The sequence below is a fragment of the Phascolarctobacterium succinatutens CAG:287 genome, from assembly GCF_000434895.1.
Taxonomy (GTDB): Bacteria; Bacillota; Negativicutes; order Acidaminococcales; family Acidaminococcaceae; genus Phascolarctobacterium_A; species Phascolarctobacterium_A succinatutens_A.
In genome coordinates this window covers 1-10,152 of record NZ_FR892743.1, presented here as the reverse complement: position 1 = coordinate 10,152, position 10,152 = coordinate 1, and the positions used below count along the sequence as shown (strand labels likewise).

The window sequence follows — 10,152 nt, the reverse complement described above, 5'->3', positions numbered from 1 at the left end:
TAGCAAAAACAGCTAAAATGCTCACAAGAGCGGTACATTTACGCCTACACCAAAAGCAAAACGCACCTGGCGCAAGCCTTACAGCATTTTGGCAAACCGTCTACCTCCTGTGATAAATTTACTATAACACATCGAACAGAATTTGACAAGTACTTTTTGCAAATAAGCCTTTATTATGCGCATTACAGCACCTATATTTAATATATGAAAACGCATTTGCAAACAGAATTAAAGTTATCAAAAAATTAGCGTAGCATTTACCGTGGGTGTTTCCTGCATGTGGAGTAGAGCGTCATGCAAAGCAAATTCACCGTGCGCCACGCCAAACATACGGAAGCAGAGGTGCGTGAGCTGGCGTCCAGATTGACAGTATAATAGCACATTAAACTAAAGGCGTTCTACCGAACTGCGGTAGAACGCCTTTACTATTCTGGTGCCATCTATGCTATAATAATATGTAAAAAAACCAACGTGAGGAGCGATTATCATGAAATACGTTGCCTGTTACGGCGATTCTCTGGTGCAGGGCTTTCCCTTCGGCCCACGTTATTCCTGGACCGCTCAGGTGGAAAAGCTGACGCAAATCAAAATGCTCAATTACGGCGTCTGCGGTGACTGCTGCGATGACATCATCTACCGTATGCGCCAGTACGCGCTGCCGGAATATGTGCAGCACGTCCTCTTCCTAGGCGGTGCCAACGATATTCTGCAGGGGCGCCGTATTGAGGACATCAGCCGCGATTACAAGCGTGTGCTGGAGTGGTGCAAAGAAAAGCACTACAGCCTGTGCGTAGTGCTGCCGTTTATCAGTACGGAGCAGGCGCTCAACCGTCAGCTGCTGAATCTGCGGCAGGAGGCAGAGCATATCTTCGGCGGCAAGGCCTTTCTGCTCGATTTGCAGCCTGCCATCGGCCTGGACGCCGGAGCAAGGTTCAAGGCCTACGTTGACGGCATTCACCCCAAATCCCAGACGTATGAGGCGATGGGGAATTACGCAGCGCCGCTGATCTGGAAGTGGCTGAAGGAAGAAAACGCAGATTAGAAAAAATTTTTAAAGGTGACAAGTAAAAATACTTGACAAGCATCGCTTTATGCTTTATACTTACATAGTCGACTAAATTTCGAGAGGGATAAAAATGTCAGCAGAAGAAATTTTTGCGCAGCGTATGCGCTTAGGCAGGCTCTTTGATATTTACGGCGGACTTCTGACAGCTAAGCAGAAGCAATGCCTGGGACTGTATTTCTATGACGACTTGTCTCTGAGTGAGATTTCGGAGGAGCTGGGCGTTTCGCGTCAGGCTGTCCACGACCTGCTCAAGCGTGTTGAGCAGCTGCTAGAACGATATGAAGCATCACTGAAGGTGCTGAGCCGCGAGGAGGAGCTGCATGCTAAGCTGCAGCAGGCAATAGATTTGCTGGCAACTCCGGAAGCTGCTAAAAAAGACGAGGCCGTGCAAATGCTGAAAGAGCTTTGCAGTGAAGGTAGGTAGATAGAATGGCATTTGAAAGTTTATCTGAAAGATTACAAAATGCATTAAAGATGTTCCGTGGCAACGGCAAGCTGACTGAGGAAGATTTAAAGGCTCCTATGCGCGAAGTGCGTATGGCGCTTTTGGAGGCCGACGTTAACTTCAAGGTTGTTAAGGACTTTGTAGCCAAGGTTAAAGAGCGCGCTGTTGGTGAAGCGATTGGCGAAGGCCTGAATCCGCATCAGCAGATTATCAAGATAGTTAATGAAGAGCTGATTGAGCTTTTGGGCGGTACCCAAAGCAAGCTCACTGTTGCTCCCAAACCGCCGACAGTTATCATGCTGGTTGGTCTGCAGGGCGCAGGTAAAACCACTACCGCCGGCAAGCTGGCCAACTACCTGAAGCGCAAGCACAAAAAACCGCTTCTGGTTGCAGGTGACGTTTACCGTCCTGCAGCTATTACCCAGCTGCAGGTTTTGGGCGAGCAGCTGAATGTGCCTGTATTTACTTTGGGCGACAAGGTTTCTCCTGTAGAGATTGCCCAAAAGGCTATGGAAAAAGCACATAGTCTGGCATGCGATACGGTAATCATCGATACCGCAGGCCGCTTACATATAAATGAAGAGCTGATGGAGGAGCTGCGCAACATTAAAGGCGCTGTTCATCCTCAGGAAATTCTGCTGGTTGTAGATGCTATGACCGGTCAGGACGCAGTAACCGTTGCCGAGAGCTTTGACAAGGAATTGGGCATTGACGGCCTGATTGTTACTAAGCTCGACGGCGATGCCCGCGGCGGTGCGGTGCTTTCCGTAAAGGCTGTTACCGGCAAGCCGGTTAAATTAATCGGTCTTGGCGAAAAGCTGGATGCTTTGGAGCCCTTCCATCCGGATCGTATGGCTTCCCGTATTCTGGGCATGGGCGATATCCTGACTCTGGTAGAAAAAATCCAGTCTACAACTGACCTCGCCAAGGCACTGGAGATGGAGAAAAAGCTGCGTAAGGATGAATTCACCTTAGAGCAGTTTTTGGACCAGATGCAGCAGGTTAAAAAGCTGGGTTCTCTGGAAACCATCTTAGGCTTAATCCCCGGCATGGGCGGCATCAGCCAAAAGCTGAAGGAAGCTAATGTGGACGAAAAGGAATTCGACCGCATTGAGGCAATTATCCGTTCCATGACCAAGAAGGAAAGACAAAAACCCGAAATCATCAACGGCAGCCGTCGTAAACGTATCGCTGCAGGCTGCGGCATGCGTGTACAGGATGTCAACAAGCTTCTGAAAAACTTCGAAGAAAGTAAGAAGATGATGAAGCGTATGCAGGGTATGGCAAAGTTTGCTTCCAAGGGCGGCTTCAAGCTGCCGTTTGGCAGATAATAAAGAAAGTTCCATGTTGTGAGATATTAATTTAAGGAGGTGAAAATCAACATGGCAGTTAAAATCCGTTTAAAACGTATGGGCGCTAAAAAAGCTCCTTTCTATCGTATTGTTGTTGCAGACGCTCGTTCTCCTCGTGATGGTCGTTTCATCGAATCCATCGGTTACTACGATTCCACCGTTCAACCGGCTAGCGTAAAAATCGATGCTGAGAAAGCTATCGACTGGATGAACAAAGGCGCTCAACCGACCGATACCGTTAAAAACCTGTTCAGCAAGGATGGTATCATGAAAAAATTTGCTGAAGCTAAAGCAGCAAAATAATTTGAGGGGGCGTGATCTACATGAAGGAATTGGTAGAAGTTATGGCCAAATCTCTTGTAAATGATCCCTCTGCAGTAGTAGTGGAGGAGGAGACCACCGGTACAACAACGGTGCTTCGCCTCCATGTTGCTTCTGAAGATATGGGTAAGGTTATTGGAAAACAGGGCCGTATCGCAAAAGCTATCAGAACTGTTATGAAAGCAGTAGCAACCCGTGAAAATGTGAAAGTCATTGTCGAAATTATTTGATTGAGGATGGTATATCGCTATGGATAAAATGATCGTTAGGGTTCCCGTCGCTGTTAAAGCAAAAGTTACTGAAGATTTAAAGTTGAAAATTGTTGGAGATCTCCAAAATACCATAAAGAATATGGAGCTTGATCTGGAGCAATTCGAGTTCCAGGCTAAAAAAGCATTGCATCAGGCTGCCAGCGATTTGAGCGTGCTTCCGGCTTTGCGCGAACAAATTGACATCGAAAGAAATAAGCGTACTGCTGCCAAACAAGAAGCAGAGGCTAAGCTGAAAAGAGCGGAAGCTCTGGAGCTGGGCGCTGAAATTGGTCATGGTACCCTGGAGCGTACTGTAGAAATTACCGTAGGCACCAATATCGATACCCTGATGGGCGCAGAAATCCTTACCGAAGATGGTAAGATTATCGCTTTCCGCGAATAATCCATGGAAAACCAAATAGTTATTGGCAAAATTGTCGCTCCGCACGGTGTGCGGGGCGATATTCGTATATTGCCGTTAACCGATAAGCCGGAACAATTTTTAGACCTGGATTATCTGCTGCTGCCGGACGGTCGCAAGCTGACCGTGAAAGCAGCACGCTTTCATAAAAGAATGGTGCTGGTGACTACTGCCGAAATCAAAAGCATGAACGAGTCCGAGCTGCTGCGCGGTATGGAGGTAAGCATTAACGCTGAGGACCTGCCGGAGCTGGAGGAAGGACGCTTTTATGTTGCCGACCTCATCGGCCTGCCTGTTTATGACGAGCAGGGCGAGCAAATCGGCACCTTTAAGGACGCACTGAGCACAGGCAGCAATGATGTTTATGTTATCGCTGTCCCCGGACAGAAGGATTACCTGCTGCCGGCACTGAAGAAATATGTCAAGGAAATCAATCTGGCAGAAAAGCGCATTGTCGTGGAGCTGCCGGAATGGGTTGAGGCAGAATGAAGTTTTTATTTGTAACCTTATTTCCCGAACAGATTGAGCAGGCCGCAAGCCACAGCATTTTGCAGCGCGCTGCCTCCAAGGGCCTGATTGAGGTGAGCTGCATCAATCCGCGTGATTTTACGCATGACGTGCATCGCACGGTGGATGATTCTCCCTTCGGCGGTGGTGCCGGCATGGTGCTGAAGCCGGAGCCGATGGTGGCTGCTATCCGCAAGGCGAAGGAGCAGCTGCCCAACGCCCGTGTTATTGCGATGTGCCCGGGTGGACGCACGCTCAAACAGAGCATCGTCGAGGAATATGCCCACAGCGGACAGGATTTCATCTTCGTCTGCGGTCATTATGAGGGCTTTGACGAGCGCATCTTCCATTGGGTTGATGAAAAGCTGTCTATCGGCGATTACGTGCTCACCGGTGGCGAAATGCCTGCTATTATTGTGATGGATGCAATTTCCCGCTTTATTCCCGGCGTATTGGGCAAGATTGAAAGTGCGGAGGAGGATTCCTTCAGCACCGGCCTTCTGGAATACCCGCAGTACACGCGTCCGGTGAACTTTGAGGGCATGGAGGTGCCTGAGGTGCTGCGCAGCGGCAACCATGCGCTGATTAACAGCTGGCGCCTGAAGCAGTCGCTCAAGGCAACGCTTGCTCTGCGTCCCGACCTTTTGAGTGCGGAGCAGAAGGAGCTTTTGACAGGCCGCTTGCCCTATAAAATGAAAAAATCGGAGCGCCGCTTCTATGAGGAGCTGCGTGCCGAAATAGCTGCCGAGCAGGAAAAACGCGCAAGCGCCGAGGTGAAGGAGGATGAGGCGAATGGCTGATTTATATGTTGGCCTGGTCCATTATCCTATCTACAACAAGCGCATGAACGTTATCGCCGGCGCGGTGACTAACTTTGATATCCACGATATCTCGCGTACCTGCCGCACTTATAACGTGCAGGGCTATTACATCATCCACCCGCTGGAGGTCCAGAAGCAGATTATCGACAAGATACTTTCCTACTGGCAGGAGGGCTATGGCAAGGTGTATAACCCCGACCGTGCCGACGCGCTGAGCCGCGTGCTGTGGCAGCCTGATATCGCAAGTGCGGTGCAGACGATAGCAGAGCGCACAGGCAAGCAGCCTTACGTTGTCACTACGGACGCACGCATTTATCCCAACACCGTTTCCTACAGCTTTATGCGCAAGCAGCTGCAGGAGGGTGACAGACCAGTGCTGCTTTTGTTCGGCACAGGCTTTGGCATCGAGACGGAAACTATGGCCAAATTTGATTATATTCTGGAGCCTGTTTACGGCCCGTGTGACTATAATCATCTTTGCGTGCGCAGTGCCGCAGCCATTATTCTGGACAGGCTTGCAGGCGAGGCCTGGTGGGAAAAAAATTAAAGAAAAATGCAAGAAATTATACACTTTTCTCTTGCATTAATTGTTTGTCTATGATACAATTTACGTTGTGTAATACGGACGGTCCGCTGTGGAGTTCGCACATGAACGTCTATGATTTAGGAGGAAACTATGAACATTATTGAAGTACTGGAACAAGAACAACTTCGTTCCGACATCCCTGAGTTTAAAGCAGGCGACACCGTTAAAGTTTATTGCAAAATCGTCGAGGGTACCCGCGAGCGCGTTCAGCTGTTTGAAGGCGTTGTAATTTCCCGCAGTGGCTCCGGCGTTCGTGAAAACTTCACCGTTCGTCGTATTTCTTACGGCATTGGCGTAGAAAGAACTTTCCCGGTTCACAGCCCGCGTATTGAGAAAATCGTTGTAGCACGCGTTGGTATCGTTCGCCGTGCTAAACTGTATTATCTGCGCAAACTGACTGGTAAAGCTGCTCGTATCAGAGAAAAACGCTAATCAATCTTTGTTTATAGTAAAAGGGACTATAAACAAAAACCGCTAAACCCTAGTATTCATGGGGTTTGGCGGTTCTTTTTTTATCGAATGAGTTCAAAATGAGTTCCAAAAATTAAAATTCGCTATTTTGGGGCAAGTTATCCACAGTTAAGCTCTCTAATTTGTCGACAGCCTTTCTATTAGCTTCAGGCATCATGTGAGCATAAAATTTAAAGGTTGTATTTGTATCTGCGTGACCAATCTGTTCAGCGACTGCCAAAATATCTCCGGTAGTTGCGTAAAGCATGGAAGCATAGCTGTGCCGGAGAATATGAGGGCTGATTCTTGGCAAGCCTAACTTAATGCAGTGATAGCGCATATATGTTCTGATAGCCGTCGGCTTTATGCCGTCAAAGATATAATCTTCGGCTTTGACCTTGTAAAGGGTGCTTATGTAGTCCATGATTTGATGATAGAGGTATTTCGGTATCTCAACATCACGAACGGAGCTTCTTGTCTTGGTTGTGCTGATGACGTATTCGTCTTTATTGTTTATCCTCATGAGTGATTTGTCAACGTGAATTTTATATGGAGATATATCCTCGATTTTTAGTGCCAAAACTTCACCTATTCGCAAGCCTGCCCAAAAGATGATATTGAATAGCACCCTATGCGAAGCTATCTCAATATCATCATAGAAAACTTTATACTGTTCAACTGTCCATAACTTTGCACGTGTATCGTTGGAATATGGCTTTACCCTGTCGGTTAGAGTGACAGGGTTATTTTTTGTCCCGAAGTTTCTTTTTGAGAATTCAAATACCTGGTTCAGCTCTGAGCGAATGCGGTTTAGCAGTCTGCTTGAAAGACGTTCTTTTTCTGATTTCTCATTTTGAAGTGCAAGCCAACGCATAACTTGAAGCGGAGTAACTTTATCGACGTTCATATTTTCGAAGAAGGGGAGAACGTAATATTCCAATGCCTGGATTTTCCCGTCAACTGTCGATTGCTTTAATTCTCCTAGCTTTAGTTTGCTGTCCAGCTCTTCCCGGTATGCTGCAATAACTTCACTGAATTTCGGATCATGCGTATGAGTTTTGTTTCTCATATCGCTTTCGTATTTTTCAGCATCGCGCTTTTTGTCAAAACCTCTTTTTGTTGTATGTTTGCGTACGCCTTGCCAATCCTTATACCAAAAAGCACAGTCCCATTTTCCTGTTTTCAGATTTTTTGTTACTGTCATGTTCTGCAGCTCCTTTCATGTAAATTTTTGCCAAAAACGCTAAAAATTCTCTTTAGTATTTAGCTTATAAGCGACTTTTCAAGGCTTCTGCTTATATTTATATTAGTAAAAATTAAATGCTCATATAAGCTAAATATGAAGCTCTGATAAGATTTTTAATCTATAAAAATAGTAATATAAACTGTATAAAAACGCTGGCTTGAAAAGCAACCTGGGATTTTATGTTCAGACTGTTTTTCAAGCCTTTTTTATTTCAAAAAGCACAAAAGCAGGCTTTACGCCTGCTAGTGATTTTTTTTAACAGGCTAGGGGAATAGTCTGTTACTTTAAATTGAATTGGTGAATTAATTCTGCCTTATTATTTTCAAAAATTATACTAACCCTGGAATCATTAAGCTCCCATTCCCATGTATTAAGGGTGTGAAGTCCGTAGCTAAGCTGAGATGAACTTGAGCTTTTTAAAACGCCGGGCATCTTGAATGTTTCAGCAACTTTCTGATATGTATCTCCCTTATGGATTTTTTGGAAGTTGGCTAATGTTAATTCATAAGTGCCTTTCCCGGTAGTGATTTTAGAATATTCGTTGTCATATTCTAATTTAGTGTTAAACAAGCTCATTGTTACGTTTGCGAAATCTTGCTGCCAGTTTTGCTCTTTTAGATTCTGCTTATCGTTGAGCATTATTAGCAAATTTAAAAATTCTAGCGAGTTTTTATCTTGCTGCTGAATCAGCTCCGCAAGATGTTTGTTTTTGTCTTGAACTTTTTCAGCTTGAATTTTTTTGTATGCATCTTCTAATTTCGGCTTGTATTCTTCTGCTAGTTTAGCTGCTTCTGCATCCTTTTTATCTTCCGGTAATTCGTTATGAATTTTTTTCAATTTAGGAACAAAATTATCGTTCCAAATCACTCTTGTAGCCAGCGTGTGGTCTTTATGCAACCGTTCTGCTTCTTCTTTAGCTGAAGGACCACCGCAGGCAACAGTGAGCAAACAAAGTGCTAACAGCATGAATACTGTGAATTTTTTCATTGTATAACCTCTTTTCTGTACACGAAAAAGAGGACGGACATATGCGCCCTCTTATCGCTGTAGTTCTTCTACAAAATGGCTCCCTAAAGAGAATCCCCCTAACATCAAGTTGAATCATTAAGTCCGCATTTTACAGTTTCAGCTTGCTTTTTTTGCAACCAGTTGGTTGGCAATTTCTATGCAGAGTAGCAGGAAATACACATGCTCTGTTGGTAATTGTCGAATCAGCTGTGCATACTCGTTAGTGGTATGACATCGACTTCGTTTTAACCTCCCTCCTTTAGATTGCAAGGTATTATGCCATGCTGGCGAAGGGGAAGTCAGGCCTTGCCTTTGCCTTGCAATAGCCCTTTTATAATTTGCTCGATAGCCATCTTTTGGGTGTCATCGAGCTTCTGAATCTGTTTAGCAATCTCAATAGCTTGTTCATCGAGAAGCTGGGCGTTGAGCTGCTGCTTTACTGCTTCAGTGTCTATGCCGAGGTCATGAGCTTGCTGCTCCGTTATACCTAAAGCATATTCAGTGTCATCATAAAAATATGCAACCGGAACATTAAAGTAGTTAGCGATAGCTTGAATGGTTTTGGCTTGTGGTGTGTATTTGCCTTGCTTCCAATAAGTTAAGCTAGGTGCACTAATGCCTGTTTCTTTTGCTAATTTTGAAGCACTGATGCCGTGTTGCTTTAGCAGTAATGCAAGTTTTTCGTACATGTAAAACTCTCCAAAAAATCCTAAAAAATTTCATTAAACTACTTTACAAAAGTGCTTTAAAGTAGTATAATAATTATAGTAAGTTAATGCTTAGATTAAAGCACTTTAAATCAGTGCTAGTGTTAAATTACTTTAATATAATTCTATCACAGTAGATTATTTTATGCAAGGAAAGGAGCGAAAAATGTATAGTAAATTCGAGAAATTGATGCTCGAAAAGGGTTTGTCGGCTAATAGGATTGCTAAAGAGGCAGGAATTAACGCTCCGTCGCTTACCTATTGGAAACAAGGCAAATATACTCCGAGTTTAAAGACATTGCAAAAACTTGCCGAATACTTCGGCGTCAGCGTTGATTACTTTTTGGAAGCGTAAAGGAGAAAAGAAGAGATGTATAAATGTAAAGACTGGGTAGTTGTTTTTCAAAACTTGGAAACTGGCAAGGTAAAACTTGATACGTTTACTGAGAAAAATGAAACTGAAGCATGTAAATGCTTCCGGGCTTGCTATCGTCATGAAAATTACAAAATCTTGACGGTTGTAGAAAAGCCGGAAATTGCTACAAAGGAGTGAAAAAGATGAAAAAGGTATTGCAAATCTGTGTATGCATTATCTTTGTATGGTGTTGCTTAAGCTTGATTGGCGGATTTTCGGACAGCCAGGTGCAAAGGCATACAATTACGCACATTGTACAAGAAGGCGAAACCATGTATGGAATCGCTGACAAGTATTTCCTGCTCAACAAAACGAGAATTTGTTTTGACGAGTTTTGGTACAACGTATCCGAAGATAATAAGCACCTGACCGCCAACCGCCGTTATCTCCAGCCTGGAGATGTAGTCACTGTTAATTACTACACAGTGAAAGAACAATGATAGCAGGGCATAAAGCCTTCTCGCTATACATTAATTGTAACAGAAAGACTAACTATAAAAAGTCAAGAGGTGGGTAAGAAAAAATTTCCGTATAGGTAGTTGTATTTTATGCAACA

The 10,152-nt window shown here is 44.6% G+C and carries 16 protein-coding genes; 13 read left to right on the top strand and 3 right to left on the bottom strand.

Features of this window, described 5'->3' with window-relative positions; translation table 11 throughout:
- The first annotated feature begins 487 nt into the window (after positions 1–487).
- The 10 genes from BN587_RS00315 (at position 488) to rplS (ending at position 6,202) form a co-directional block, all read left to right on the top strand.
- Positions 488–1,042: an SGNH/GDSL hydrolase family protein gene (locus tag BN587_RS00315; protein ID WP_021719183.1), complete on the top strand. Its 555-nt coding sequence runs from the start codon at positions 488–490 to the stop codon at positions 1,040–1,042.
- A 94-nt stretch (positions 1,043–1,136) separates the two neighbouring features.
- On the top strand, positions 1,137–1,490 hold the full coding sequence (gene ylxM / locus BN587_RS00310; RefSeq protein WP_021719182.1) for a YlxM family DNA-binding protein: 354 nt from the start codon (positions 1,137–1,139) through the stop codon (positions 1,488–1,490).
- Between the two features lie 5 nt (positions 1,491–1,495).
- Positions 1,496–2,842 carry a signal recognition particle protein gene (gene ffh / locus BN587_RS00305; RefSeq protein WP_009145931.1) on the top strand — a complete coding sequence of 449 codons (1,347 nt, stop codon included), beginning with the start codon at positions 1,496–1,498 and terminating at the stop codon, positions 2,840–2,842.
- 51 nt (positions 2,843–2,893) lie between these two features.
- Positions 2,894–3,166 (top strand): 30S ribosomal protein S16, encoded by a 273-nt coding sequence (gene rpsP, locus BN587_RS00300; RefSeq protein ID WP_009145930.1) that lies wholly within the window; start codon positions 2,894–2,896, stop codon positions 3,164–3,166.
- A gap of 20 nt (positions 3,167–3,186) precedes the next feature.
- The gene (locus BN587_RS00295; RefSeq protein ID WP_009145929.1) at positions 3,187–3,414 is read left to right on the top strand and encodes a KH domain-containing protein; all 228 of its coding nucleotides are present in this window, start codon (positions 3,187–3,189) and stop codon (positions 3,412–3,414) included.
- Between the two features lie 19 nt (positions 3,415–3,433).
- Entirely contained in the window at positions 3,434–3,838 is a 405-nt protein-coding gene (locus tag BN587_RS00290) for a YlqD family protein (RefSeq protein ID WP_021719181.1), read from the top strand.
- Positions 3,839–3,841: 3 nt separating this feature from the next.
- Positions 3,842–4,345 (top strand): ribosome maturation factor RimM, encoded by a 504-nt coding sequence (rimM, locus tag BN587_RS00285; RefSeq protein ID WP_009145927.1) that lies wholly within the window; start codon positions 3,842–3,844, stop codon positions 4,343–4,345.
- Positions 4,342–5,163 carry a tRNA (guanosine(37)-N1)-methyltransferase TrmD gene (gene trmD, locus BN587_RS00280; protein ID WP_021719180.1) on the top strand — a complete coding sequence of 274 codons (822 nt, stop codon included), beginning with the start codon at positions 4,342–4,344 and terminating at the stop codon, positions 5,161–5,163. Before rimM ends, trmD begins: the two co-directional genes overlap by 4 nt.
- Complete coding sequence (locus BN587_RS00275) at positions 5,156–5,731, top strand: RNA methyltransferase (protein ID WP_021719179.1); 576 nt, start codon at positions 5,156–5,158, stop codon at positions 5,729–5,731. The genes trmD and BN587_RS00275 overlap by 8 nt, the downstream gene beginning before the upstream one ends.
- A gap of 129 nt (positions 5,732–5,860) precedes the next feature.
- Positions 5,861–6,202, top strand: coding sequence for a 50S ribosomal protein L19 (rplS, locus tag BN587_RS00270; RefSeq protein WP_021719178.1), 342 nt, complete (start codon positions 5,861–5,863; stop codon positions 6,200–6,202).
- Between the two features lie 112 nt (positions 6,203–6,314).
- On the opposite strand, the gene BN587_RS00265 is transcribed toward rplS, so the two are convergent.
- From BN587_RS00265 to BN587_RS11255, 3 genes are all read right to left on the bottom strand, one after another.
- Positions 6,315–7,424, bottom strand: coding sequence for a tyrosine-type recombinase/integrase (locus tag BN587_RS00265; RefSeq protein WP_021719177.1), 1,110 nt, complete (start codon positions 7,422–7,424; stop codon positions 6,315–6,317).
- A 321-nt stretch (positions 7,425–7,745) separates the two neighbouring features.
- Positions 7,746–8,453: a hypothetical protein gene (locus tag BN587_RS00260; protein ID WP_021719176.1), complete on the bottom strand. Its 708-nt coding sequence runs from the start codon at positions 8,451–8,453 to the stop codon at positions 7,746–7,748.
- Positions 8,454–8,773: 320 nt separating this feature from the next.
- Positions 8,774–9,163 (bottom strand): helix-turn-helix domain-containing protein, encoded by a 390-nt coding sequence (locus BN587_RS11255; protein ID WP_021719175.1) that lies wholly within the window; start codon positions 9,161–9,163, stop codon positions 8,774–8,776.
- Between the two features lie 184 nt (positions 9,164–9,347).
- Here BN587_RS11255 and BN587_RS00250 point away from each other — a divergent pair, with 184 nt between their 5' ends.
- Genes BN587_RS00250 through BN587_RS00240 form a run of 3 tightly spaced genes read left to right on the top strand, consistent with a single transcriptional unit; the run spans position 9,348 to position 10,036 of the window.
- Positions 9,348–9,536, top strand: coding sequence for a helix-turn-helix domain-containing protein (locus BN587_RS00250; protein ID WP_021719174.1), 189 nt, complete (start codon positions 9,348–9,350; stop codon positions 9,534–9,536).
- A gap of 15 nt (positions 9,537–9,551) precedes the next feature.
- The gene (locus BN587_RS00245; RefSeq protein WP_021719173.1) at positions 9,552–9,734 is read left to right on the top strand and encodes a hypothetical protein; all 183 of its coding nucleotides are present in this window, start codon (positions 9,552–9,554) and stop codon (positions 9,732–9,734) included.
- Between the two features lie 5 nt (positions 9,735–9,739).
- On the top strand, positions 9,740–10,036 hold the full coding sequence (locus BN587_RS00240) for a LysM peptidoglycan-binding domain-containing protein (RefSeq protein WP_021719172.1): 297 nt from the start codon (positions 9,740–9,742) through the stop codon (positions 10,034–10,036).
- Positions 10,037–10,152: the final 116 nt, after the last annotated feature.